The organism is Photobacterium sp. GSS17, from assembly GCF_028621875.1.
Lineage (GTDB): Bacteria > Pseudomonadota > Gammaproteobacteria > Enterobacterales > Vibrionaceae > Photobacterium > Photobacterium ganghwense.
Genome location: NZ_CP117517.1, coordinates 2494623 through 2518646, shown reverse-complemented (window position 1 = coordinate 2518646; position 24024 = coordinate 2494623). Strand labels below are relative to the sequence as shown.

Genomic DNA, 24024 nt, shown 5'->3' with positions numbered 1-24024 from the left:
TTTAGTCCTCCGTCAGCGGCTTGAAGCGACGTAGTTCACTCAGGCGATAACCGGTGTAGTTACCCAGCATCAGGATCATGGCCAGCACAATCAGCTGCATCCCGATAAAGTTAAAGGTCAGGTGACGAATCATCGGGTTCGTCATGGCCATGTACACCAGAATCGCGGTCAGCAGCGAGCCACCACCCTGAATCAGGACTTCTTTGGCACCTTCTTCTTCCCACAGAATGGACATACGTTCGATGGTCCATGACAGGATGATCATCGGGAAGAAGGTAATGGTCAGACCTTCCACCAGGCCAATCTTGAAGGCCACGACGGTAAACACTGAGATAATCATGATAACCGTAATGATGACCGCCGATATCCGCGCGACCAGCAGCAGGTTGAGCCTGGACAGATAGCTTCGGATGATCAGACCGGTACCGACGATCAGCAAAAAGCCCAGCACACCGGTGATCAGCTGTGTCTGCACGAAAGCGACTGCAATCAGGACTGGCATGAAGGTACCGGAGGTTTTCAGACCGACGATAATCCGCAGGAACACTACAATTAGTGCGCCGATAGGGATCAGCATGATGGTCTTAAACATGGCCTGTTCTTCAACCGGCAGACTGTGAATCGAAAAGTTCAGCAGATCTTCAGCCTGGATTTTTTCACGGGTTGCCTGCTGCGGCGTAATATCCTGCGCAATGATCGAGAAGCTGATATTGGAATTACGGCCACCGATGACGTCCAGCAGTGAATGGCCTTCCTGGTTCCACAACAGAATGTTGTCAGGCTTGCCTTCGCGACCGGTTTGCAGGTCGAACAGTTCCCAGTGCTCGCCACTCCAGACCTCAACCATCGGGGTGATGCTCTGGCGGCGACGGCCATCTTCCAGTTGCAGGCCACCGACGATACGGGCGTGAATCTTCTCCAGAGACAACAGGCTGATGATCGCCCGCTCACGGCTCAGGCTGTTCAGCAGCAGTGCGGAGTTCTGGTTGTTCTTGTCGTTGAACTGTTTAATCAGCTCGCGGGCCAGCGTGATGTTGTCAGAAGATAAAGTCCGGGCCTGAGTCAGCAGGGCAGTGGCCGCGGTTTGCTGCGGGTTGTCCAGGCTGACAGCTGGCGTCTCACCTTTCGGCGGGTCAACTTTAAAGCTCGCCTGATCATCAACCAGCATCTGGGTCTTGTAGTAGAGAACCTGTTTGCCCGTCGCCTGACGAACCGACCACTCTGCCCTGCGGCCCTGGTTCGTGTCGATCAGAGCGACACCGTAACCCGGTGATGAGGTGCTTTCGTCAATCTGAGTAAAACCTTGTTGTGTTTCCGGCGCGGCCATAGAAACCTTGACCGGATCGCCAATAGCATCAAACTCGATGCGGGCTTCCAGCTCCCATAGCGCGCGTTGTTCGCCTGGAGTCCAGGGCACACCATACACATCATGACGGTACATGCTCAGCGCTGTACCCGCAATGATAAGCAGGGTGATCAGAAAGTAGAACGGGATTCTTGATGTCATGACATCCTCATCGAATTGTTATCAGTTTTTTTGTACCTGTTGTTCGTTGTTGCCCTGAACAAACGTTTTACCCACATCCACAAGCGCTATGTCTTTGAAAAACTCACGACCTAATAATACTGGATAGGTCATTTGCGTCCGATCTGCCAAAGTAAATTGAGCCTTTTCATGGAGCTGGCCCAGCTTCACCCAAGCTTCAATAACCGGGCGACGCTGCGGTTCTTCGCTGTTGGCCTGGCGAATTTTCACCCAGCGAACAACTGGAGCCTCAACCATATCGGCATCTTCAGGGCGTTCATTGGCATCATGGTTCAGATTGAAACGAGCCCATTGTTTGCCGTCGCGCTCAAATACCTGAACGTCGGTCGCACTCAGTGAAGAGGTTGTGGCACCGGTATCCACCCGCGCCTTGAAAGAGGCTTTAAGGGAATCTAACCAGACCCATTCCTCTTCACCTAATATAACTTTGCCGTGAGCAGTACGCGTGTCATCCGTGATACTGATTGTTGATGTCAGCGCTTTCTGCTTCCTGCGCTCCTCTGCCGCAGCTTTTGCCAGCTGGGCATTTTGCTGGGCAACGTCTGCCGACAACGTAGATAGATCTTTTTCCAGCCCGGCGATGTAATTGTTTTGCTCATCAATTTGCTTGAGCATAGTCGCCAATTGGAAATGAACGCGATTTTCCATGGTGTTTAAGGCATCCATGGTTTGTTCATGCTGTTCTTGTTGTTGGGGTAGAGAGCACCCTGAAAGGAGGGCAAGGGTCAGTAATGGCACACAGCGGCGAAGCATTATTTCTCCCGGGAAGTCGGTGATTTTTTCTTAGGCAGCAGTATTTTAACTTACAAAAAGGGATGCGAACAGCATCCCTTGTCAGTACTTAGTCAGGATTTCGAGCGATCAGAACCGCACGTTTAGGTGCCGGGTAGCCCTCAATCGTTTTGCTTGGGTCATCCGGATCCAAATAGTCTGGCAGCGAGTTGTTAGTCATCCAGTCTGTTGAGCGTTGCTCATCGAGGGAAGTCACGCACTCGTCGACGATTTTCACGTCAACCAGTCCGCATTTTTCCATCCAGACCTTCAGCGCTTTAGCAGACGGGAAGAAGTACACATTGTGCATCTGCGCGTAACGGTGCGTCGGCACCAGTACCGCATTCTCATCACCGTCGATGACCAGGGTTTCCAGAATCAGCTCACCGTCTTTGCGCAGTTGGTTCTTGAGCTGAATGATATGATCCAGCGGAGAACGGCGATGGTACAGAACGCCCATGCTGAACACGGTATCGAACGCACGCAGTTCAGGCAGTTGCTCGATGCCCAGTGGCAGCAGGTAAGCCGGATGTTGCTGGCCCAGCAGGCGCTTAATGGCCTCGAACTGGATCAGGAACAGGTTTGACGGATCGATGCCGACCGTCAGCTGCGCGCCTTCGCCTAGCATGCGCCACATGTGGTAGCCGTTGCCGCAACCGACATCCAGCACCGCACGGCCTTTCAGCGGAGAAATGTGTGGCAGTACACGATCCCACTTCCAGTCAGAGCGCCATTCGGTATCAATATGAATACCATGCATGTGGTAAGGCCCTTTGCGCCATGGGTGCAGCAGACGCAGCAGGCTTTCCAGGCGTTTCATCTCACCGTCGGCAATCGGCGTCGAGTTCTCGACACGCACGGCGTGCTTCAGATCGATAATGTCCGGCTTGTCGGTCGGAAATTTTTTCAGCGCACGCATCCAGCGGGCCATGTCGCCATGGGAGGCTTCTTCCCAGTCGGCCAGCTGTTGTGGCAGGGTGTTAAGCCAGGGACGCAGCGTCGGGTGTTGGGCAATGAGTTGATAAAACTCTGAAAAACTAAACATAAACAGCGAGTAACCTTATTTGATCGCAATCATCGAGCCGAAGTTGAAGCACTGGAACCAGACTTCCGAGCTGCTGAAACCAATTTTTGCAAAGCGTTCTTTGTGGGTGGCAATGCTGTCAGGGCGCATGACATTCTCGATAGCGCTGCGCTTCTGGCTGATTTCCAGCTCGCTGTAACCGTTGGCACGCTTGAAGTCATGGTGCAGGTCGATTAACAGCTCGTGGACCTGCTCATCATCGAAGATATATTTCTCAGACAGGATCAGAATCCCGCCCGGACGCAGGCCTGCGTAAATTTTTTCCAGCAGCGTCATGCGGTCTTCCGGCGCCAGAAATTGCAGGGTGAAGTTCAGCACAACGACCGATGCGTTTTCGATAGCGATATCACGGATGTCGGCCTCGACCACTTCGGTAGTGGTGTCGGAGCGGTACGCTTCAATGTGCAGGCGGCAGCGCTCAACCATCGCACTGGAATTATCCACGGCGATGATGTGGCAGCCTTCCTGTCGGATATGGCGGCGCATTGACAGGGTCGCGGCACCCAGCGAGCAACCCAGATCATAGAGGTTCGTATGTGGTTTGGCGAAACGCTCTGCCAGCATGCCGATTGCCGAAATGATGTTACTGTAGCCCGGTACCGAGCGTTGGATCATGTCCGGGAAAACTTCAGCGACACGCTCGTCAAAAGTGAAATCACCCAGTTTATCGATGGGCGCGGCAAAAATATTGTCGTGACCTGCCATTCTCACGAACCTCGTTAATATCTTACTTGAGAGTAGGGATCCTGAACTATCGTCCGGCGCTCTGTGCAAGAAGCCGGGCTCGGGTGTTCCGTCACCGTCTGAAAGGTCGCGTATTGTAGTGAATCTGCGCCCGTTTGTCTTTAGTGTTTTATATTTGCTTTGGCGGCAGTAAAGCGCTGATAGGGGAGGCGTTGACGGGGCTGGCGGCCGTGATTGGCCCGAATCGACCTTTGTGCCCTATGCCGAGTGTGCCGCGTGTCCTACGCTGTGATGCATTTTCACAAAGTTAAATGGATTTTGTGGTAATGCATGGGTTTTGTGCTTCAGCCCGGTTTTAATACTTAGTGTTGAACTAAGTGCTGATGTTCGGGGTTTCAACCTGGCACGCCCCGGCTTTGCACCCGGTACAGAACATGCGGGGGTTACAGCAGGGGGCTACAGCAGGCTGAACTGCGCCGCACTGTCATCCGGAGGCAGACAGACATCGGGCAGTGCCACCGGGCTGCTTTTTTGCAATTGCTGATACAACCGCACAGCCAGTTCCGGTGCCCGGTTATTGTCAGGCGTGTGGATATAAAGATAAGGCTGCTTGCCGTCGGCCAGCCATTGCGGAAGGCGCGCCAGCCAATTGGCAAAAAAGGGATCGTTGTCAGCCTCCTCCGGGTGGCCGATGAAGCGGATCATCGGATGATCGGCGGTGGCAATCGCATGCACTGGCACCTGGGGTTTTTTCTGGTGCGCATCAATGATCGCCTCAGTAGTGGGGGCGGCGGCAAAAACCGGGCGGCTGTCCATGATAATGCGGTTTGCCTGATGGTCGAGCAACAGGCGGTTGAGTTGTTTTTCGGCCTCGCCTTTTTGAAAGAACGCCGGGTGACGGACTTCCACTCCGACCGGGAAATGGCGAGGCAGGCGGTTGAGAAACTGCTCCAGAGCGCCCAGGTGGTCGGGACCAAACTGGGCTGGCAGTTGAATTGTCCACAACCCGACTTTGTCGACCAGCGGAGCCATCACAGACAGGAAATCGGCCACCAACTGGTCGCAGTGGGCGAGTTGCTGCTGATGGGTGATGGCTTGCGGAAACTTAAAAGTAAAACGGAAATCATCCGGTGTGGCATCATGCCATTTCTTCACGGTGCCAAGAGAGGGCGTCGCGTAGAACGTGGTATTGCCCTCAACGGTGTGAAACACCTCCGCGTACTTCGCCAGCCGGTCGCCACTTTTACAGCCACTGCCATACAGCGACTGTTGCCAGTGGTTGTGAGACCACATGGCCAGTCCAAGCAGTACGGGACGATGGGGAGTGGGTGAGGGCATAACAGGTGTCCTTCCAGGCTGAATGTGGCGGAAATACCGCTATTGTGAAGAGTTTGTTTGTGTTGGGTCAATCTTTCTGCTTCTATCAGTTGATTCTGAGTGGTTTTTTGCTTGATTTCCGGCCGCGTTTTTTTCTACATTGGAACTTCTTGTTACTCAGTGTTCTCCTTGCAGTGTTTCAGACTCTTGACGGATGTCGGACCTAGCCGGTTATATCGGCTTCAACCTTGTGTATCCGTCAGTGCTGTGGTTTCGCGGGCCTTTGTTACCATCGTCTCGGTTATCAAATCTCGGCTATTAAAGTCTTGGTTATCACCGCGCTTGTTAGCTCAGTGCTTGTTAGCTAGGTACTGTTTACTTCAGGACATTTTGCTTCGGTACTGTCGTTCCGGTAATTAATTGGCGCTGAACATGCAAGTTAGGGGACTTGGGTATATAATACCTCGTTATTTTTGTCTCTCGGCCGACGGTAATACGTCAGATTGCGCAAAGTTTAATCTTATTGGCCGGGAAGAATTCAGATAGTACGCTGCTTGTGTGATTTTTAAGGTGGCAGCGTACTCAGGAAAGTTAGTAAACAGATCGGGAATTTCATATGCGCACCCAATATTGTGGTCACCTGAACAAGTCCCTTGCAGGGCAAACAGTAGAGCTATGCGGCTGGGTTAACCGTCGCCGTGATTTAGGCGGTCTTATCTTTATCGATATGCGAGATCGTGAAGGTATTGTTCAGGTAGTTGTTGATCCGGATATGAAAGATGTATTCGACGTCGCTAACCAACTGCGCAACGAGTTCTGTATCCGTCTGACCGGTGAAGTGCGTACGCGTCCGGAAAGCCAAATCAACAAAGATATGGCGACCGGTGAAGTTGAAGTACTGGCGAAAGGTCTGGAAATCATTAACCGTTCCGACGTACTGCCACTTGACTTCAACCAGAAGAACACTGAAGAGCAGCGCCTGAAGTTCCGTTACCTGGATCTGCGTCGCCCTGAAATGAGTGATCGCATCAAGCTGCGCGCGAAAGCGTCAAGCTTCGTTCGTCGCTTCCTGGACGAAAACGGCTTCCTGGACATCGAGACGCCGGTACTGACTAAAGCTACGCCGGAAGGTGCCCGTGACTACCTGGTACCAAGCCGCGTACACAAAGGCAGCTTCTACGCGTTGCCGCAGTCTCCTCAGTTGTTCAAGCAGCTGCTGATGATGTCTGGTTTCGACCGTTACTACCAGATTGTTAAGTGTTTCCGCGATGAAGACCTGCGTGCTGACCGTCAGCCGGAATTCACCCAGATCGATATCGAAACGTCATTCATGTCTGCTGAGCAGGTACGTGAAGTGACAGAAAAGATGATCGCGAACATGTGGCAAGAGCTGCTGAATGTGGATCTGGGCGCTTTCCCAATCATGAAATATGAAGAAGCCATGCGCCGTTACGGTTCAGACAAACCTGACCTGCGTAACCCGCTGGAGCTGGTAGACGTTGCTGATATCCTGAAAGACGTTGATTTCAAGGTTTTCTCTGGCCCGGCAAACGATCCGAAAGGCCGTGTGGCTGTTATTCGCGTACCAGGCGGTGCGGTACTGACTCGTAAGCAAATTGACGAGTACACAAACTTCGTGGGTATCTACGGCGCGAAAGGTCTGGCTTGGATGAAAGTGAATGACCGCGAAGCAGGCTTCGAAGGCGTTCAGTCTCCGGTGGCGAAATTCCTGAACGAAGACATTGTCGCTCAGCTGCTGGATCGCACTCAGGCGCAAACTGGCGATATCCTGCTGTTCGGTGCAGATAAGAAACGTATCGTTGAAGAAGCAATGGGCGCTCTGCGTTTGAAGCTGGGTAACGATATGGAACTGACTGACACTAGCGCATGGGCGCCTCTGTGGGTGGTTGACTTCCCAATGTTTGAGGAAGACGACGAAGGTAACCTGCACGCGATGCACCACCCGTTTACTTCTCCGCTGGGTGTTTCACCGGAAGAGCTGAAAGCGAATCCGGCTGGCGTGAATTCAAACGCGTACGACATGGTGATCAACGGCTATGAAGTGGGCGGTGGTTCTGTTCGTATTCACAATGCCGACATGCAGTCAGCAGTATTCGATATCCTGGGTATTGCCGCTGACGAACAACGTCTGAAGTTTGGCTTCCTGCTGGATGCGCTGAAATTCGGTACGCCACCACACGCCGGTCTGGCGTTTGGGCTTGACCGTCTGGTAATGCTGCTGTGCGGCACGGAAAACATCCGTGACGTTATTGCCTTCCCTAAAACCACGGCGGCAGCATGTCTGCTGACAGATGCTCCAAGCATTGCTAACCCGGCTGCGCTGGACGAACTGGCAATTGCCGTGAAGGCCGCGAAGGAAGACAATGCCGAGCAGGCGTAAGCGACCCCACACAAACAATCAGACTGGCCGAAAGGCCAGTCTTTGTTTTAGCCGCACCAGAATGGCGTCAGCCGTGATTTATCGGGTGCCGGTTAGCGGGAGGCTCTCTCGCAACAGATAAAATACGGTGTTTGCAGAAGCCATTTTGGCAATGGTGCGTTTGAAATGGCGCGTTTTGTAACTCTGTATTGTTAAAGCTATTTTAGTAAAACCTATTTTGTAAAACGTATAGCCTTTCGGCTGGAAGATTTTCGGAGTGTGATATGGCAGGTCATAGTAAATGGGCCAACATTAAACACCGTAAAGCGGCACAGGATGCCAAGCGCGGTAAAATTTTCACAAAGTTAATCCGTGAGATCGTGGTTGCTGCGAAAGAAGGTGGCGGCGAAGCGGAGACCAACCCTCGTCTGCGTGCTGCTGTCGATAAAGCACTGTCAAACAATATGACCCGCGACACCATTAACCGAGCAATCAGCCGTGGTGCTGGTGGCGAAGGTGACGATAACATGGAAACGGTTATCTATGAGGGGTATGGGCCGGGTGGTACTGCGGTAATGGTTGAGTGTCTGACCGATAACCGTAACCGTACCGTTTCAGGGGTACGTCATGCTTTTTCTAAAGCGGGCGGTAATCTGGGTACCGACGGCAGTGTCAATTACCTGTTTGATAAAAAAGGTGTGATTTCATATGAGCCGGGTCTGGACGAAGACGCGGTGATGGAAGCGGCACTGGAAGGGGGCGCGGACGATGTTGAAACCAACGATGATGGTTCTATCGACGTTTACACAACACCGGTAGAATTCGGTCCGGTGAAAGATGCCCTGGATGCAGCAGGCTTCGAGGCACAGAATGCAGAAGTGACACTGGTGCCGTCAACCAAAGCGGATCTGGATGCTGATACAGCTCCTAAACTGCTGCGTTTGATCGATGCGCTGGAAGAGCTGGACGACGTTCAGGAAGTGTACCACAACGGTGATATCTCAGATGAGGTTGCGGCGCAGCTATAAGCGTCACGATTGCCCTAACAAGGAGTCTGACTGAATGTCAGTCATTTTAGGGATCGACCCCGGCTCTCGAATCACCGGTTACGGTGTGATTCGTCAGGTCGGGCGACATCTTGAGTACCTCGGCAGTGGTTGTATCCGCACTTCCGAAGAAGCCATTCCGGGGCGCCTGAGGCAGATTTATGCCGGTGTGACGGAAGTGATCACACAGTTTCAGCCTGATGTGTTCGCGATCGAAGAAGTCTTTATGGGCAAGAATGCCAGTTCGGCGCTGAAACTCGGGCAGGCGCGGGGCAGTGCCATTGTGGCGGCCGTGAATGCCGGATTGCCGGTAAACGAATATGCTGCGCGTTTGATCAAACAGGCGGTTGTCGGCACCGGTGGCGCCGATAAAGCGCAGGTGCAACATATGGTGTGCTCAGTCCTGAAATTGCCGGGCAAACCGCAGGCCGATGCGGCCGATGCGTTGGCTGTGGCGATTTGCCACGCCCATACCCATAAAACCTTGGTCGCCATGGCCGGGCAGGCCCGGGGGGCACGTCGGGGGCGTTATCGCTAACACGGTTTTTTGAATCACGGTTCCCCGTTTTGAGGCACTGGTTATTGAGCCTCAAAATATCCATGGTTAATAGTAAAAGCAGCTTCGGCTGCTTTTTTCTTTTCTTATCTTTTTCTGTTTATTAGTGCTGCGTGCTGCGTGCTGCGTGCTGCGTGCTGCGTTCTGCGTTCTGCGTTCTGTGGATAGTGCTTCTGATGGCTGTCGATTAATGAGCGAAGCTTGTTTCCAGTGCCGTTTATCCCACCCGCTGTGACTCTTTTTGCTCTAGGCTGAATCTTTAAGCAGAAAGCACCTCTGAAAAGGAGAAAAATGCTGGATATACATCCAGCCATTGACTATCCTAAAACCCATTTTGTGATTCAACGAAGAGATATTGCTGTGATTGGCCGACTACGTGGAACCATTATCGAAAAACAACCGCCGGAAATCCTGCTGGAAGTCGGGGGCATTGGCTATGAAGTCAATATGCCGATGAGCTGTTTCTATGAACTGCCGGAAGTCGGTCAGGAAGCTGTCATTGCAACGCACTATGTGGTGCGTGAAGATGCCCAGTTGCTGTACGGCTTTAACAAACGAAGCGAGCGTGATCTGTTCCGCGAAGTGATTAAAGCGAATGGCGTCGGCCCGAAACTGGGACTGGCTATTCTCTCTGCCATGACAGCCAGCCAGTTTGTGCTGAGTGTTGAGAATGAAGACATTACCACGCTGGTGAAAATTCCCGGAGTCGGGAAGAAAACCGCTGAACGCCTGGTGGTTGAAATGAAAGACCGCCTGAAAGGTTGGGGTGAAGGTGACCTGTTTACGCCTGCGCTGGATACGGCAGCGTCGAACGCACCGGTTCAGGACACGGCAGCGGCAGCACGAGCAGAAGATGAAGCGGTCAGCGCCCTGATTGCTTTGGGCTACAAACCACAGCAGGCATCGAAAGTGGTGGCTCAGGTGGCTGCACCGGAGATGAGCAGTGAAACGATTATCCGTGAAGCCCTGCGGTCCATGGTTTAAGGTAAGCAAGAATGATTGAAGCGGATCGACTGATAGCGAACGATTACCCCACTTCGCGTGAAGAAGACATTATTGATCGCGCTATCCGGCCTAAGATGTTGTCTGACTACCGCGGACAGGATCATGTCCGTGAGCAGATGGAAATCTTCATCAAAGCAGCCAAACTGCGAAGCGAAGCGTTGGATCACCTGCTGATCTTTGGTCCTCCGGGACTGGGGAAAACCACGTTGGCCAACATTGTGGCCAACGAGATGGGAGTGAGCATTCGCACCACATCCGGTCCGGTGCTGGAAAAAGCCGGTGATCTGGCGGCATTGCTAACTAACCTCGAAGAAAACGATGTTCTGTTTATCGATGAGATCCACCGTCTCAGCCCACAGGTGGAAGAGGTGCTGTATCCGGCGATGGAAGATTACCAGCTGGACATCATGATCGGGGAAGGGCCGGCAGCGCGCTCAATCAAAATCGACTTGCCGCCGTTTACCCTGATTGGAGCGACGACAAGGGCTGGATCACTGACATCACCGCTGCGGGATCGCTTCGGTATCACACAGCGTCTGGAATACTACAAAGTGGATGATTTGTGTGGGATTGTTGAGCGCAGTGCGAAATGTCTCGGGTTGTCGATGGACTCTACCGGGGCAATGGAAGTGGCGATGCGATCCCGTGGCACACCGCGTATTGCTAACCGCCTGCTGCGCCGGGTACGCGATTTTGCCGAAGTGAAAGGAAATGGTCATATCTGCCCGGATATTGCCACTAAAGCACTGGATATGTTGGATGTTGACAGCAGTGGCTTCGATTACATGGATCGCAAATTGCTGATGGCGATTATTGATAAATTCATGGGCGGGCCGGTAGGGCTGGATAACCTGGCGGCGGCGATCGGCGAAGAAAAGGACACAATCGAAGATGTTCTTGAGCCCTATCTGATTCAGCAGGGATATTTGCAGCGTACGCCGCGTGGCCGGATTGCCACTCACCGGGCCTATCTGCACTTCGGGTTGGACTTACCGGAGTCGTAACTACCGATAAAAGTAAGCAAGTTGTAAAAACAGCAATAAAAAACGAGGCACAGGTGCCTCGTTTTTTTATATCCGTTTTTTGAGAAAACACAAAATAACGGATAAATCAGTTCGCTTATTTACATCTTATTGACAAATCAAAGGATATTTTTGATGTTGCTTCCGTCCCGGGATGAGATCAAAAACAAGCGAACGGCTACATTGTGAGCATTATTTTACTGATGCTTTGTACATTTCGGCAAAGCTTGGTTGATACAGTGCAATAATTTTTTCAAACATACGAGCCATATCCACTTCCTCATTCATACTCTGTTACAGATGGGGAAACAGCATACAACCCGCCAAAAAGATGACTTTTATCGTCCGGGCGGTTCATTCTGTTTCTGGCGCTGATTATAGAGATTTGTTGCCTTACCAAAAGCGATATAAATTATATTTTCGGATTAGTTTATCTAATTTCAAAATCTGTTGATTAGCCCAGTGAAGTGCTGATTTAACAGCCTTTGAGGCCAGTTGATTGTGCTGATAATAGGGGTGTCAAGATAGGAAGGACTCGATTTTCTAACAGGTTTTATCAGGACTTTTTTGCTTGGTAAACATGCTGGCAAGTGGGCGGAAACCAGACCATCAGAACCGGCTAAACATCCGTTTTTAGCAGGCGTATTGCGGGTTTTAACAAATGTTCGGATGTTTGATCCAGGTCAATCAAATAGTGCTTGTGTAAAAAATGAACAGGCTTTTTTGATGCTCATCAAAGCAAATTGTGCGCTAAATCCATTGAGCGATTTGAATAATGTCAGTAATATTAGCAATGACTATATTAGCTGTAGCTTAACAACAAATTAACTAATTTGGCACAGTATCGCAACATTATCAGGGATGCCGCTTATCACGGATAAATGGCAGCCAGGAAGGTGACAAGATTGCGGTTAAGTTCGGCTACAAGTTGCTAAGCCCAATCATCGGTACACTGTGTCGTACTGTCGTCAGTCAGCCTGGCGGTTAAAGGAGTTCTCAATGTTCACTGATATCGTCGAACTATCGCGGTTACAGTTCGCATTAACTGCGATGTATCACTTTTTGTTCGTCCCGTTGACTCTGGGGATGGCGTTCCTACTAGCCATCATGGAGTCGGTTTATGTAATGACCGGAAAGCAAATCTACAAGGACATGACCAAGTTCTGGGGTAAGCTTTTCGCGATTAACTTTGCACTGGGTGTGGCTACCGGTCTCACCATGGAATTCCAGTTTGGTACAAACTGGGCGTACTACTCTCACTATGTTGGTGACATTTTCGGTGCCCCTCTGGCTATCGAAGCGCTGATTGCCTTCTTCCTGGAATCAACTCTGGTCGGCCTGTTCTTCTTTGGCTGGGACCGCCTGTCTAAACGTCAGCACCTTGCGGTGACCTGGCTGGTGGCGCTTGGCTCTAACTTCTCGGCCCTATGGATTCTGATCGCGAATGGCTGGATGCAAAACCCGGTGGGTGCAGAGTTCAACTTCGAAACCATGCGTATGGAAATGGTGAGCTTTGCCGAAGTAGTCTTCAACCCGGTTGCCCAGGTGAAATTCGTTCACACCGTTGCTTCTGGTTATGTTTGTGGCGCGATGTTCATCATGGGGATCAGTGCTTACTACATGCTGAAAGGCCGTGATATCCCGTTTGCCCGCCGTTCTTTCGCGATTGCAGCATCTTTCGGGATGGCCTCTATCCTGTCTGTGATCGTTCTGGGTGACGAGTCTGGCTATGAGCTGGGTGATGTTCAGAAAGCCAAACTGGCGGCTATTGAAGCTGAGTGGCACACCGAAGAAGCACCGGCTGCATTTACCCTGTTTGGTTTGCCAAATCAGGAAACCATGCACACCGATTACGCGATTAAGATCCCATACGTGATGGGGATTATCGCGACGCGTTCTTTCGATACCGAAGTGACCGGCCTGCGTGACCTGAAAGCGGAGCACGAAGTGCGTATCCGCAACGGTATGATCGCGTACGGTCTGTTGGAAAAACTGCGTGCTGGTGAGAAAACGCCGGAAAACATTGCGGCGTTCGACGCGGTGAAGAAAGATCTGGGTTACGGCCTGTTGGTGAAGCCTTATGCCGATAACGTTGTTGATGCAACAGAAGCCGATATTGCTCAAGCTGCTGATGACTCAATTCCAACGGTTTGGCCGCTGTTCTGGAGCTTCCGGATCATGGTCGCCTGTGGCTTCCTGATGCTGGGTATTTTTGCTGCGGCGTTCGTCCAGACCTGCCGTCACAAAATCACCGAGAAGCAATGGGTTCTCAAAGCTGCGCTGTACGGGATTCCACTGCCATGGATCGCGATCGAAGCCGGTTGGTTTGTTGCCGAGTACGGTCGTCAGCCATGGGCTGTGGGTGAGATCCTGCCGGTATCAATGGCGGCGTCTAACCTGGCTGCGTCTGACATTATCACTTCAATGCTGGCAATTATTGCACTGTACACAGTGTTCCTGATTGCTGAAATGTACCTGATGATCAAATTTGCTCGTCTGGGTCCTAGCAGCCTGAAAACTGGCCGCTATCACTTTGAAACAACCGATGCCCCACAGAACGTGGTTGCGCGTCAGGTTGAAGCTTAATCAGGGAGAGTGAAGCAATGTTTGAATATGAAGTATTGCGCTTTATCTGGTGGGTGCTGATCGGTGTGCTATGCATCGGTTTTGCAGTCACTGACGGTTTTGACATGGGTGTAGGTGTTCTGTCCAAATTTATTGGTAAGACAGACAACGAGCGCCGCGTTATGATTAACTCAATCGCCCCGCACTGGGACGGTAACCAGGTATGGCTGATCACCGCGGGTGGTGCCCTGTTTGCTGCCTGGCCGCTGGTATACGCAACAGCGTTTTCTGGCTTCTACCTAGCGATGCTGGTAACACTGGCTGCGCTGTGGCTGCGTCCGCTTGGCTTCGATTACCGTTCGAAAATCGAAAATCCAAAATGGCGTGGCATGTGGGATAACGCGATCTTTATCGGTAGCTTTGTACCGCCAGTGATCTTCGGTGTGGCTTTCGGTAACTTGCTGCAAGGTGTGCCGTTTGAACTGAGTTCACTGCTGATCCCAACCTACAAAGGTTCGTTCTTTGGTCTGCTGAACCCGTTCGCATTGCTGTGTGGTGTGGTTAGCCTGCTGATGATCGTGACGCAAGGTGCGGCTTACCTGCAGATGAAGACAACGACTGAAATCCGTGAGCGCGCTCGTCGCGTTGCCATGATGACGTCGATTGCGACTGCGGTATGTTTTGCCATTGCCGGTTTCTGGGCTCAAAGCATCGAAGGCTACATCATCACGTCTGAAATCGTGACCAATGCGCCTTCTAACCCGCTGAACAAAGAAGTGATGCGTCAGACAGGTGCACTGTTTGCGAACTACGATGCTTATCCGCTGCTGTGGATTGCACCGGCTCTGGCTGTGTTCATGCCGCTGCTGACGATGCTGGCTTCTCGCCTGAACCGTGGCGCCATGGCGTTTATCAGCTCCAGCCTGACAATGGCTGGCGTGGTACTGACCTTTGGTTTTGCACTGTTCCCATTCATCATGCCTTCAAGCCTGGTGCCTGCGCACAGCCTGACTATGTGGGATTCGACGTCGTCTGAACTGACCCTGAAAATCATGACAGTGGTTGCGGCGGTTATGGTTCCGATTATTCTGGGCTACACCTCATGGTGTTACTACAAGATGTTCGGTCGTCTTGATACCCAGTTCATCGAAGACAACAAGAACTCACTGTACTAAGGAGATAAACTATGTGGTATTTCGCTTGGATTCTGGGTGTGCTGCTAGCTTGCTCATTCGGTATCATCAATGCTCTGTGGCTGGAAGCGACAGAAAACATGGATGCTCAGAACGGTGAGTAACCTGGGCGATGGGGTAAAGAGAATCCATCAGTGGGTAGACGTTGGTCTGCTCCGACTGCTGGGGCTGGTGATGTCACTGGCCTCGGCAGGGCTGGTGGTGTGGGATCCCACGCTCTTTGCCCAGGCGATTGGCGGGTTCGGGCCCGTCATATCGCCGGCCCTGATTTGGGCAACCTGCGCCGCGATGGTCTATGGCGTCGGGTTTGTACCAAAGAAATGGTTCTGGCAGGTATTTTTTACTCCTTACCTGTCACTACCAATTCTGGCTTACATTCTCTACCTGAGACTGTGGTAATTGCTTCAGACTGTTAGAAGCTGAAACAAATCGAGAACATTGAAACAGCCCTAAGCATTTGCTTTGGGCTGTTTTTTTATTGTGCTGTCAGGCTGATGGCCTGCTTCGGCGCATGAATATTTTTATCGTTGGCAGCCAAGGATTCGCGGGTGGGTGATTTCATTCTACTGGGTAAGTTAGGTATAGTAGGCGTTTCGGAATGTACCTGTATTTTCGGTAATAACCGGATAGAACATAAAACTGGAAGAATGATGACCGAAGAGAATGCCTTTGAATGGCCGATCCGGATTTATTACGAAGACACTGATGTCGGCGGCATTGTATACCATGCCAATTACCTCAAATTCTTCGAGCGTGCCCGCACGGAACTGTTTCGGAGTGCCGGTGTCAGTTTAAGCGATCAATTTGCCGAGAAGATCAGCTTTGTGGTTCGCCATATGGATATTGATTTTCTTAAAGGCGCTCAATTAGATGATGAACTGGTTGTCAGAACCTGGCCAAATTCGGTGCGAAAAGCGTCGATCGAATTCTGTCAGGTTTTAGTTAACAATAATGGCCAAACCTTGTGTAAAGCCTTGGTTCAGGTAGCCTGTGTCCACCCTGATACCTTGAAACCAATCAAGATCCCAGAAAATATTATGTCGGAGATTTTTTAAGTGACTGCTGAACTGTCGATTTTAGATCTTTTTCTACAGGCTAGCCTGTTGGTAAAGATCGTTATGTTGATTCTGCTGGGAATGTCAGTTGTCTCGTGGGCCTTGATCATCAAGCGCTCGCAGGTGTTGTCGCAAGCCAAAGCGAAAGCGGAACGATTTGAAGACCGCTTCTGGTCCGGGATCGACCTGTCGCAGCTGTATCAGGAAGTCGAGGCTCGTAAAGACAGCCTGACTGGCTCTGAGCAAATCTTCCACGCGGGATTTAAAGAGTTTGCCCGTCTGCACCGCAACAACGGTAAAGCGCCTGAATCGGTGATGGATGGTACCAGTCGTGCAATGCGCGTGGCGCTGTCCCGTGAAGTCGATGATCTGGAAACCAGCCTGCCATTCCTGGCAACGGTTGGTTCGATCACTCCATACATTGGTCTGTTTGGTACCGTTTGGGGCATCATGCACGCCTTTATTGCACTGGGTGCGGTGAAGCAAGCGACACTGGCAATGGTTGCGCCGGGCATCGCTGAAGCACTGGTCGCAACGGCGATGGGTCTGTTTGCGGCTATTCCGGCAGTTATGTTCTATAACAAACTGACAAACCAGGTTGCAAAACTGGAGCACGCTTACGCGACGTTTATGGAAGAATTTTCAAGTATTCTGCACCGTCAGGCATTTGCGGCTAACCAGGAGTAACTGGCATGGCCTATCAACCAAAAAAGCGTAAATTAACGGCAGAGATCAACGTCGTGCCGTATATCGACGTGATGTTGGTACTGCTGATCATCTTTATGGTAACAGCACCGTTCGTGACTCAAGGGGTTGATGTGGATCTGCCGGCAACGGCTTCGGCCAAAACTGCCGCAGAGCTGGGCGGAGCCGATAACGATCGCCCGCCAATCATTGTCGAAGTCGGCAGGGAAGGGGAGCTGGGCCTGAGTGTCGACAACCAGGACATGGTGCGTGGCCTGGCCATGGACGAACTGCTGACCCGAGTACGGGCCGAACTGCAACTGAACCCGAAATCATCTGTGCTGGTAGGCGGTGATGCACGCGCCCAATATGCTTACATCATCGAAACCCTGGATGCGTTGAATCAGGCGGGTGTCGGCTCGGTCGGTTTGATGACAGAACCACTTGAAGACTAGCGGGCGGACAAGGATGAAAAAGAATGACTACACCGTTGCCGTCATTGTTTCGTTACTTCTCCATGCTTTACTGGTCGTAGCCCTGCTTTGGGGCGCTGACTTTTCGTCAGACAAGCCCAAGCCTGCCGGCAGCACGATAAAAGCTGTCGTGGTGGATCCGGCGCTGGTGAATCAGCAGGCGCAACGGATCCGTCAGGAGCGCGCCGCGGCCAAACAAGCTGAACAGGATCGCCTGCGCCGCCTTGAGCAGCAAGCTGATGCGCTGGAAAAGCAGCGTCAGGAAGAAGAGCGACGTTTGCGTGAGCTGAAGGCCGACAAGCTGAAGGCAGAGAAAGCTGCTCGTGAGGCAGAAGAAGAACGTAAGCGTGTAGCGGAAGAGCGCCAGCGTGTGGCGGAAGCCAAACGTAAAGCGGAAGACGAAAAACGCAAAGCAGATGAAGCGGCGAAAGTCGCGCGTGAGCAGGCAGCAAAAGCCGAAGCGGAACGTAAAGCAAAGCAGGAAGCTGCCCGCGTAGCGGAAGCAGAACGTCAGAAGCAGGTTGAAGAACAGCGTAAAGCTGAAGAAGCCAAGCGCAAGGCGGAAGCTGAAGCGAAGCGAGCCGAAGAAGAGCGTCAGGCCAAAGTAGCAGCGAAGAAGAAAGCTGAAGATGAGGCCCGTAAAGCAGAAGCGGCGCGCAAAGAAGCCGAGCGTAAAGCTGCTGAAGCCCGCGAGGCACAAAAGCAGCAGGAAGCTGCACTGAACGAGCTGTTTTCCGGCCTTGAAGCCGAAACTGAGCAACGTGGCGGTGCCCGTGGCCAGTTTGTTGCCGATGAAACGCAGCGCTACGGTGCCATCTACACGCAATTGATTCAGCAAAACCTGCTGGTGGAGCAAAGCTTCATCGGCCGTGAGTGTGTGATTCGTATGCGCCTGGCGGCAAACGGCCTGGTGCTGGATGCGTCAGAAGAAGGCGGCGACAGAAGTTTATGCCGTGCGGCAAAAGCCGCCGTGGTTAAAGTCAGCCAATTCCCGATGCCGGATGATCCGGCGATCGTTGAAAAGCTGCGTGGAATCAAACTGATTGTCAGCCCACAATGATGAAGGAGTGAGGATGAAACGTTGGTTAATGAGCTTGTGTGTTGCGCTGCTGAGTTTCAGCCAGCTGGCACAGGCAGAACTCGAGCTGGTCATCACTGAAGGGGTCGACTCTGCGCGCCCTATCGGTGTAGTACCGTTTCAGTGGCAAGGTCCGGGCGAACTGCCTACGGACATGGCGGGCGTTGTTGCGTCTGATTTGCGTCGCAGCGGGAAATTCTCCCCGGTCGATGCGAGTAAAATGCCGCAGACTCCTTACAGTGACGAGCAGGTCGATTACAACGCCTGGACGTCAATGGGGGTGGATGCCCTGGTCACCGGTAACATCGTGTTGAACGCGGAAGGGAACTACGAAGTGACCTACCAGCTGATTGATGTGGTACGTGGCCAGCTGACGAGCGGCGACAGTCGCGGTCTGCAGGACGGCAAACTGGTACAGACGAAAGATCATGTTCTGTATGCCGGTCGTGCAGTGGTAGATGGCAAGCAGATGCGCAAATATTCGCACCGTATTGCCGACATCATTTACGAGAAGCTGACCGGGGAAAAAGGCGCGTTCCTGACCCGTATTGCTTACGTTGTTGTGGATGATAAGTCGAAATACCCTTATCAGTTGCGTGTGGCAGATTATGACGGTTACAACGAGCGCCTGGTACTGAAGTCCCAGCAGCCGCTGATGTCGCCATCCTGGTCTCCGGACGGCAGCAAGCTGGCCTACGTCAGCTTCGAGAATCAACAGTCAGAAATCTACATCATGGATATCTATAAGGGTACCCGTGAGAAAGTGGCGTCTTATCCACGTCATAATGGCAGTCCGCGTTTCTCGCCGGACGGCAATAAACTGGCCATGGTTCTGTCGAAAAGCGGCAGCCTGCAGATCTACGTAATGGACCTGCAGACCAAAGCCCTGACGCAAGTGACCAATGGTCGCGCCAACAATACTGAGGCATTTTGGGACCCGAAAGGTGACTCTTTGATCTTTACCTCCGACAGAGGTGGTAAACCACAGATTTATCGAGTAAATTTAGCGGACGGTTCGACCAAGCGCCTGACCTGGCAAGGCAGTCAGAATCTGGGTGGACAGTTAAGCCCGGATGGACGCTTCCTGGTCATGGTTAACCGTTCAGACAGTGGCTACAACATCGCCAAACAGGATTTGCAAACCGGTGCAGTACAAATCCTGACAAAGACATTTTTGGATGAATCACCAAGTATCGCGCCAAACGGCAGTATGGTGATTTACAGCTCGGTGAATAACAAATCCAACGAGCTGTCATTAGTGTCTATTGACGGGCGTTTTAAAGCACGACTACCTGCAACAAACGGACGAGTAAGGGCACCTTCTTGGGGGCCTTTTCTCTGAAGTCGCAGTAACAAACGATAACAAAGGAAAATAAAATGCAACTTAACAAAGTTTTGAAGGGCCTGGCAATTGCGCTGCCAATGTTCACTCTTGCGGCGTGTAGCTCTAGCGATAGCACTGACAGCTCTGCAGCTGAAACTAACGCTGGTACTTCAACTGAACAAACCACTGTTGCAACTCCAGTAGATTCTGAAGCTGCGGCACTGGCTGAGCAAGAGATGCGTAGCCAGCAACTGCGTCAGGAGCAAACTGTATACTTTAAGTTTGACAACGCAGAAATTCAGCCAGAGTACCAGGACATGCTGACTGCACACGCAGAATACCTGCGTGACAACACGGGCGTTAAAGTGATCGTTGAAGGTCACGCTGACGAACGTGGTACACCTGAGTACAACATCGCTCTGGGTGAGCGTCGTGCGAACGCTGTTGCTAAATACCTGCAGGCGCTGGGTGTTTCTGCTAGCCAAATCTCTATCGTAAGCTACGGTGAAGAGAAGCCGCTGGTACTGGGCCACACTGACGCAGATTACGCTAAGAACCGTCGTTCGGTTCTGGTTTACTAAGAAGCCATATAGGTTTTTATGATGAACAGTAACAAAATGCGAATGCTCGCATTAACGTTGCTGGTTGGTGCGGCGACCCAGGTGGTCGCCGCACCTGCTCCTGTCACCTCACTGGGTGGCAGTGCGCAGGGCGATAGCCTGGAACGTCTGGAAAGGATGATTGAGGCTCGCAACCAGATGCAGCTGGAGATGCAGCGGCAACTGGATCAGCTGGCAACCGAAATGGATGAGCTCCGAGGTATGGTTGAGCGAAACAGTTATGACCTGAGTCAGATGCTGGAACGCCAACGTGAATTGTATCGTGAAGTCGACGCGCTGAGTCGCCAGAAGCCACAAGCAGCGACTGAGGGTGACGGTAAGTCTGAAAAAGCCCCGAAGGAAGCTTATTCCGGCAATGTTAGCGAAAATGAGGCTTATGAAGCGGCGGTGAATCTGATCCTGAAGAAAAAGGATTATGATGGCGCGATTGCTGCCTTCCAGTCTTTCTTAACGACGTACCCGAATTCGGTGTACAAATCCAATGCCCATTACTGGCTGGGGCAGCTTTACTTCACCAAAAATCAGTTGCCGGATGCGGCGAAACAGTTCCTGGCTGTTGCCAGCGAGAAAGACTCCAACAAGCGTGCTGATGCCCTGTTGAAGCTCGGACTGATTGCGGAAAAAGCCAAGAAACCTGAACAGGCTAAAAAGTATTACCAAGAGGTGATCTCGACTTACCCTGATTCAACCAGTTCACGTCAAGCAGAGAAAAATCTCAAGGCACTGAAATAGTGTGTCGACGCTAGTCTGTTGAAAAAAGGCCGGTTTTTACCGGTCTTTTTTGTACCATGATATTTGAACGTTTGCGGTGTATAATGCGCGGATTAATACAAGGACAGCAATAGAGCAAGCGAGCGATGAACCTGACATTCGATCCTTCTGAAATGGTCTATCCGTTTCCGCCTAAGCCGACCCCGCTAACTGTTGATGAGCAGGACGCTTATAAGGCCAAGATCAAAGCACTGCTGAAAGAAAAAGATGCCGTGCTGGTTGCCCACTATTATACCGATCCTGAAATTCAGGCCCTGGCAGAAGAAACCGGTGGCTTCGTCGGGGATTCGCTGGAAATGGCCAAATTTGGTAATCAGCATCCGGCCAAAACCCTGGTTGTCTGCGGCGTGCGTTTTATGGGCGAGTCAGCGAAAATTCTGACTCCGGAAAAAACGGTGCTGATGCCGACCCTGGAAGCGGAATGTTCACTGGATCTTGGCTGTCCGGCTGATAAATTTGCCGAATTTTGTGATGCCCACCCAGACCACACCGTGGTGGTGTATGCCAATACCTCTGCTGCCGTTAAGGCACGGGCTGATTGGGTCGTAACATCCAGTATCGCGCTCGAGATTGTTGAGCATCTGGATAGCGAAGGCAAACCGATTATCTGGGGGCCGGACCGCCACCTAGGATCGTATATCCAGAAGCAGACAGGGGCTGAGATGTTGCTGTGGCAAGGGGAGTGCGTGGTACACGATGAGTTCTCGGCCAAAGCACTGCAGGATATGAAGCATCTACACCCTGATGCAGCAATTTTGGTGCATCCGGAATCACCCGCCAGTGTCGTTGCCCTTGCGGATGCAGTTGGCTCAACCAGTCAGTTGATTAAAGCCGCTAAGACTTTGCCGCACCAGAAACTGATCGTGGCAACGGACAAAGGCATCTTCTTTAAAATGCAGCAAATGGTGCCAGAGAAAGAATTGATCGAAGCGCCGACTGCCGGTGCCGGTGCGACCTGTCGCAGCTGTGCCCATTGCCCGTGGATGGCAATGAATGGCCTGAAAGCCATTGAAACGGGTTTGCGTGAAGGCGGTGCTCAGCACGAAATCTTTGTGGATGAGGCGCTGCGTGAGAAATCTCTGATCCCGCTAAACCGGATGCTGGACTTTGCCGCTGAGTTACAGCTCAAAGTGAAAGGGAATGCCTAAGCCCTAAGCGCAGGTATTAGTCAGTAGCGCAAGGTATTTATTGCCGCGTTGCGTACAGAGACTTGTCTAAAACAACGGCCAGCAAATTGCTGGCCGTTGTTGTTTGTGGCGCTTGTCTCTGTGTCAGTCTGGTTCGCTTGGTTCGCTTGGTTCGCTTGGTTCGCTTGGTTCGCTTGGTTCGCTTGGTTCGCTTGGTTCGCTTGGTTCGCTGTTCATGCGATAAATTTGCGCCGGTAACGACTGTTCCAGAGATAAACGCGCTGGTGGTAGCGGGATTATTCCGCGTCGCTATCTACCAGGTCTTGCGCTCGCAGCGTCAGGCCACACAGCATGGTTGGGACCGACTGGAAGATTTCTTCGAACTGCGCTAGGTTGTCCGCGCCTTCTTGCGCCAATGCTTCCATGGCACTTTCTGGATCGTAAAGCAGGCTGAAGCATAGTAATACGCCACCAAGCAGGGCATTGTTTTCGCTTTCTTGCGGCATCACGGTTTCCCAGTCGTCACGAGCGAGCTGCCAGCCTTGAAGCAGACCCTCTGCAAACTCACGGGTGTCTGGGGTGACCAGCTCTTTGTCATCCAACGCACAGCCTTCAGGCCATTGCCAGGTGCCGGTCAGCAAGGCTTCACGGGACGCATTCCACAGCTCAACAATCGCGTTGGCATAGGCTTCCAGCTCTTCATGGCTGGCAAACGGAGACGTTTCTTCGCCGCCCCACATAAAAGCCAGCCACTCAGACGGATCGATGAGGTAGGGCGCAGCAGCCATTGCCGTGACAAAACCACGAGTCTGAGCTTCGGACAGTAATTGTTGTGCCAGCTGTGGCTCGGCCAGCAGCGTTTGCAGAGATGAAGACATAATACTCTCTCAGTCATTCGGTTGATGTGGAAAGCCATCTCTGGCCCCGGTTCAGATGGCCAGTATTGTAACAGGCTCACAATCTCAGTGGCACTATTGAACGGGGATTACAGCTTTCTGTTGTAAAATTAATCAGTTGAAAGAAAGGTCAGACTTTTTTGTTGACCTCTATAAGCATAGCCACTATAGTAGCGACCCTGTTGAGGCGTTAAGCCACGACAGAAAAATGTGGTGAGGTGTCCGAGTGGCTGAAGGAGCACGCCTGGAAAGTGTGTATACGGCAACGTATCGAGGGTTCGAATCCCTCCTTCACCGCCATCATTTAGAGAAAGCCCGCTGGTTGAAAGCGGGCTTTTTCGTATCTGCGTTATTTTCCAATTCTGATTGCGGCACTCACCGTGCGCTGTGTTTACAGCACCATCTCTCGCGTTTCATTCTCTCGTGTACGTATGCGCCTCGTTATTGCCCCTGTTACTCATGTGCTGGACTCGTTACGTAATTTTCACATCAGTAATAAGACCGTTGTCGTGCCTTTTTCCTATATCACTCGGTATTAAGCCATTGTGATGACCCTTAAGCCGAAGGACATTTGAATAGAGGGCATTTAATCAGAGAGGCCCCAAAAGAGAATCTTCCGTGAGAATGGGCTTCGAAAAAAGCCGCTGAAAAGAAGAACCTCAGAAAGAAAAGACTTCTGAAAAGAATCGCTCCTGGCCTCCCTCTGACTTTACTCCTTTCGAACGGTAATAAACCGTAAGAAATACAGCCAGTTTTTATTGCATCAGTACAATTTTTCCAGATGTGCGGCTATCAATATCACGATTACAAAACCTCATGTTTTGATG

Annotated in this window: 24 protein-coding genes and 1 tRNA gene; 19 read left to right on the top strand and 6 right to left on the bottom strand. The window is 51.7% G+C overall.

The window, feature by feature from the left end:
- Position 1: 1 nt before the first annotated feature.
- The 5 genes from PGW97_RS11240 to PGW97_RS11220 all read right to left on the bottom strand — a co-directional run bounded on the left by PGW97_RS11240 (position 2) and on the right by PGW97_RS11220 (position 5423).
- Positions 2-1507 (bottom strand): inactive transglutaminase family protein, encoded by a 1506-nt coding sequence (locus PGW97_RS11240; RefSeq protein ID WP_047883271.1) that lies wholly within the window; start codon positions 1505-1507, stop codon positions 2-4.
- A gap of 21 nt (positions 1508-1528) precedes the next feature.
- A complete protein-coding gene (locus PGW97_RS11235) occupies positions 1529-2299 on the bottom strand; it encodes a putative ATP-dependent zinc protease (protein ID WP_047883272.1) in 771 nt (256 codons plus the stop codon).
- Between the two features lie 88 nt (positions 2300-2387).
- Positions 2388-3362: a tRNA 5-methoxyuridine(34)/uridine 5-oxyacetic acid(34) synthase CmoB gene (cmoB, locus tag PGW97_RS11230; protein ID WP_047883273.1), complete on the bottom strand. Its 975-nt coding sequence runs from the start codon at positions 3360-3362 to the stop codon at positions 2388-2390.
- 15 nt (positions 3363-3377) lie between these two features.
- Positions 3378-4106, bottom strand: coding sequence for a carboxy-S-adenosyl-L-methionine synthase CmoA (gene cmoA / locus PGW97_RS11225; protein WP_047883274.1), 729 nt, complete (start codon positions 4104-4106; stop codon positions 3378-3380).
- A 435-nt stretch (positions 4107-4541) separates the two neighbouring features.
- The gene (locus PGW97_RS11220) at positions 4542-5423 is read right to left on the bottom strand and encodes a DUF72 domain-containing protein (RefSeq protein WP_273857340.1); all 882 of its coding nucleotides are present in this window, start codon (positions 5421-5423) and stop codon (positions 4542-4544) included.
- A 595-nt stretch (positions 5424-6018) separates the two neighbouring features.
- Between PGW97_RS11220 and aspS the strand changes: the two genes are divergently transcribed.
- From aspS to nadA, 18 genes are all read left to right on the top strand, one after another.
- Positions 6019-7803, top strand: coding sequence for an aspartate--tRNA ligase (gene aspS / locus PGW97_RS11215; protein WP_217393274.1), 1785 nt, complete (start codon positions 6019-6021; stop codon positions 7801-7803).
- 263 nt (positions 7804-8066) lie between these two features.
- Positions 8067-8810: a YebC/PmpR family DNA-binding transcriptional regulator gene (locus tag PGW97_RS11210; protein ID WP_273857339.1), complete on the top strand. Its 744-nt coding sequence runs from the start codon at positions 8067-8069 to the stop codon at positions 8808-8810.
- 34 nt (positions 8811-8844) lie between these two features.
- Positions 8845-9366, top strand: a complete 522-nt coding sequence (gene ruvC / locus PGW97_RS11205; RefSeq protein ID WP_047883278.1) for a crossover junction endodeoxyribonuclease RuvC — start codon at positions 8845-8847, stop codon at positions 9364-9366.
- A gap of 378 nt (positions 9367-9744) precedes the next feature.
- On the top strand, positions 9745-10368 hold the full coding sequence (ruvA, locus tag PGW97_RS11200; protein WP_047883601.1) for a Holliday junction branch migration protein RuvA: 624 nt from the start codon (positions 9745-9747) through the stop codon (positions 10366-10368).
- A gap of 11 nt (positions 10369-10379) precedes the next feature.
- Entirely contained in the window at positions 10380-11393 is a 1014-nt protein-coding gene (ruvB, locus tag PGW97_RS11195) for a Holliday junction branch migration DNA helicase RuvB (RefSeq protein WP_047883279.1), read from the top strand.
- A 585-nt stretch (positions 11394-11978) separates the two neighbouring features.
- Positions 11979-12239 (top strand): hypothetical protein, encoded by a 261-nt coding sequence (locus PGW97_RS11190; RefSeq protein WP_146149688.1) that lies wholly within the window; start codon positions 11979-11981, stop codon positions 12237-12239.
- 171 nt (positions 12240-12410) lie between these two features.
- Complete coding sequence (gene cydA / locus PGW97_RS11185; RefSeq protein WP_047883280.1) at positions 12411-13997, top strand: cytochrome ubiquinol oxidase subunit I; 1587 nt, start codon at positions 12411-12413, stop codon at positions 13995-13997.
- 17 nt (positions 13998-14014) lie between these two features.
- Positions 14015-15151 carry a cytochrome d ubiquinol oxidase subunit II gene (cydB, locus tag PGW97_RS11180; protein WP_047883281.1) on the top strand — a complete coding sequence of 379 codons (1137 nt, stop codon included), beginning with the start codon at positions 14015-14017 and terminating at the stop codon, positions 15149-15151.
- Positions 15152-15162: 11 nt separating this feature from the next.
- Positions 15163-15273, top strand: coding sequence for a cytochrome bd-I oxidase subunit CydX (gene cydX, locus PGW97_RS11175; protein ID WP_047883282.1), 111 nt, complete (start codon positions 15163-15165; stop codon positions 15271-15273).
- On the top strand, positions 15266-15568 hold the full coding sequence (gene ybgE / locus PGW97_RS11170; protein ID WP_047883283.1) for a cyd operon protein YbgE: 303 nt from the start codon (positions 15266-15268) through the stop codon (positions 15566-15568). Before cydX ends, ybgE begins: the two co-directional genes overlap by 8 nt.
- A gap of 248 nt (positions 15569-15816) precedes the next feature.
- A complete protein-coding gene (gene ybgC / locus PGW97_RS11165; protein WP_373689506.1) occupies positions 15817-16224 on the top strand; it encodes a tol-pal system-associated acyl-CoA thioesterase in 408 nt (135 codons plus the stop codon).
- Entirely contained in the window at positions 16225-16911 is a 687-nt protein-coding gene (gene tolQ, locus PGW97_RS11160) for a protein TolQ (RefSeq protein ID WP_047883285.1), read from the top strand.
- A 5-nt stretch (positions 16912-16916) separates the two neighbouring features.
- Positions 16917-17363 (top strand): protein TolR, encoded by a 447-nt coding sequence (tolR, locus tag PGW97_RS11155; RefSeq protein ID WP_217393277.1) that lies wholly within the window; start codon positions 16917-16919, stop codon positions 17361-17363.
- Between the two features lie 13 nt (positions 17364-17376).
- On the top strand, positions 17377-18441 hold the full coding sequence (tolA, locus tag PGW97_RS11150) for a cell envelope integrity protein TolA (protein ID WP_047883287.1): 1065 nt from the start codon (positions 17377-17379) through the stop codon (positions 18439-18441).
- Positions 18442-18454: 13 nt separating this feature from the next.
- Entirely contained in the window at positions 18455-19801 is a 1347-nt protein-coding gene (tolB, locus tag PGW97_RS11145; protein WP_047883288.1) for a Tol-Pal system beta propeller repeat protein TolB, read from the top strand.
- 35 nt (positions 19802-19836) lie between these two features.
- Positions 19837-20364, top strand: a complete 528-nt coding sequence (pal, locus tag PGW97_RS11140) for a peptidoglycan-associated lipoprotein Pal (RefSeq protein ID WP_047883289.1) — start codon at positions 19837-19839, stop codon at positions 20362-20364.
- Positions 20365-20385: 21 nt separating this feature from the next.
- Positions 20386-21135 carry a tol-pal system protein YbgF gene (gene ybgF / locus PGW97_RS11135; protein WP_047883290.1) on the top strand — a complete coding sequence of 250 codons (750 nt, stop codon included), beginning with the start codon at positions 20386-20388 and terminating at the stop codon, positions 21133-21135.
- 125 nt (positions 21136-21260) lie between these two features.
- Positions 21261-22322: a quinolinate synthase NadA gene (nadA, locus tag PGW97_RS11130; protein ID WP_273857338.1), complete on the top strand. Its 1062-nt coding sequence runs from the start codon at positions 21261-21263 to the stop codon at positions 22320-22322.
- 275 nt (positions 22323-22597) lie between these two features.
- Here nadA and PGW97_RS11125 read toward each other — a convergent pair whose 3' ends face one another.
- Positions 22598-23179, bottom strand: a complete 582-nt coding sequence (locus tag PGW97_RS11125; RefSeq protein WP_273857337.1) for a UPF0149 family protein — start codon at positions 23177-23179, stop codon at positions 22598-22600.
- Positions 23180-23409: 230 nt separating this feature from the next.
- On the opposite strand from PGW97_RS11125, the gene PGW97_RS11120 reads away from it, so the two are divergent.
- Positions 23410-23497, top strand: a tRNA-Ser gene (locus PGW97_RS11120).
- Positions 23498-24024: the final 527 nt, after the last annotated feature.

Coding starts and splice junctions, on each gene's coding strand:
- PGW97_RS11240 (WP_047883271.1), bottom strand. CDS start 1,507: ATGACATCAAGAATCCCGTTCTACTTTCTGATCACCCTGCTTATCATT.
- PGW97_RS11235 (WP_047883272.1), bottom strand. CDS start 2,299: ATGCTTCGCCGCTGTGTGCCATTACTGACCCTTGCCCTCCTTTCAGGG.
- cmoB (WP_047883273.1), bottom strand. CDS start 3,362: ATGTTTAGTTTTTCAGAGTTTTATCAACTCATTGCCCAACACCCGACG.
- cmoA (WP_047883274.1), bottom strand. CDS start 4,106: ATGGCAGGTCACGACAATATTTTTGCCGCGCCCATCGATAAACTGGGT.
- PGW97_RS11220 (WP_273857340.1), bottom strand. CDS start 5,423: ATGCCCTCACCCACTCCCCATCGTCCCGTACTGCTTGGACTGGCCATG.
- aspS (WP_217393274.1), top strand. CDS start 6,019: ATGCGCACCCAATATTGTGGTCACCTGAACAAGTCCCTTGCAGGGCAA.
- PGW97_RS11210 (WP_273857339.1), top strand. CDS start 8,067: ATGGCAGGTCATAGTAAATGGGCCAACATTAAACACCGTAAAGCGGCA.
- ruvC (WP_047883278.1), top strand. CDS start 8,845: ATGTCAGTCATTTTAGGGATCGACCCCGGCTCTCGAATCACCGGTTAC.
- ruvB (WP_047883279.1), top strand. CDS start 10,380: ATGATTGAAGCGGATCGACTGATAGCGAACGATTACCCCACTTCGCGT.
- cydA (WP_047883280.1), top strand. CDS start 12,411: ATGTTCACTGATATCGTCGAACTATCGCGGTTACAGTTCGCATTAACT.
- cydB (WP_047883281.1), top strand. CDS start 14,015: ATGTTTGAATATGAAGTATTGCGCTTTATCTGGTGGGTGCTGATCGGT.
- cydX (WP_047883282.1), top strand. CDS start 15,163: ATGTGGTATTTCGCTTGGATTCTGGGTGTGCTGCTAGCTTGCTCATTC.
- ybgC (WP_373689506.1), top strand. CDS start 15,817: ATGATGACCGAAGAGAATGCCTTTGAATGGCCGATCCGGATTTATTAC.
- tolR (WP_217393277.1), top strand. CDS start 16,917: ATGGCCTATCAACCAAAAAAGCGTAAATTAACGGCAGAGATCAACGTC.
- tolA (WP_047883287.1), top strand. CDS start 17,377: ATGAAAAAGAATGACTACACCGTTGCCGTCATTGTTTCGTTACTTCTC.
- tolB (WP_047883288.1), top strand. CDS start 18,455: ATGAAACGTTGGTTAATGAGCTTGTGTGTTGCGCTGCTGAGTTTCAGC.
- pal (WP_047883289.1), top strand. CDS start 19,837: ATGCAACTTAACAAAGTTTTGAAGGGCCTGGCAATTGCGCTGCCAATG.
- ybgF (WP_047883290.1), top strand. CDS start 20,386: ATGAACAGTAACAAAATGCGAATGCTCGCATTAACGTTGCTGGTTGGT.
- nadA (WP_273857338.1), top strand. CDS start 21,261: ATGAACCTGACATTCGATCCTTCTGAAATGGTCTATCCGTTTCCGCCT.
- PGW97_RS11125 (WP_273857337.1), bottom strand. CDS start 23,179: ATGTCTTCATCTCTGCAAACGCTGCTGGCCGAGCCACAGCTGGCACAA.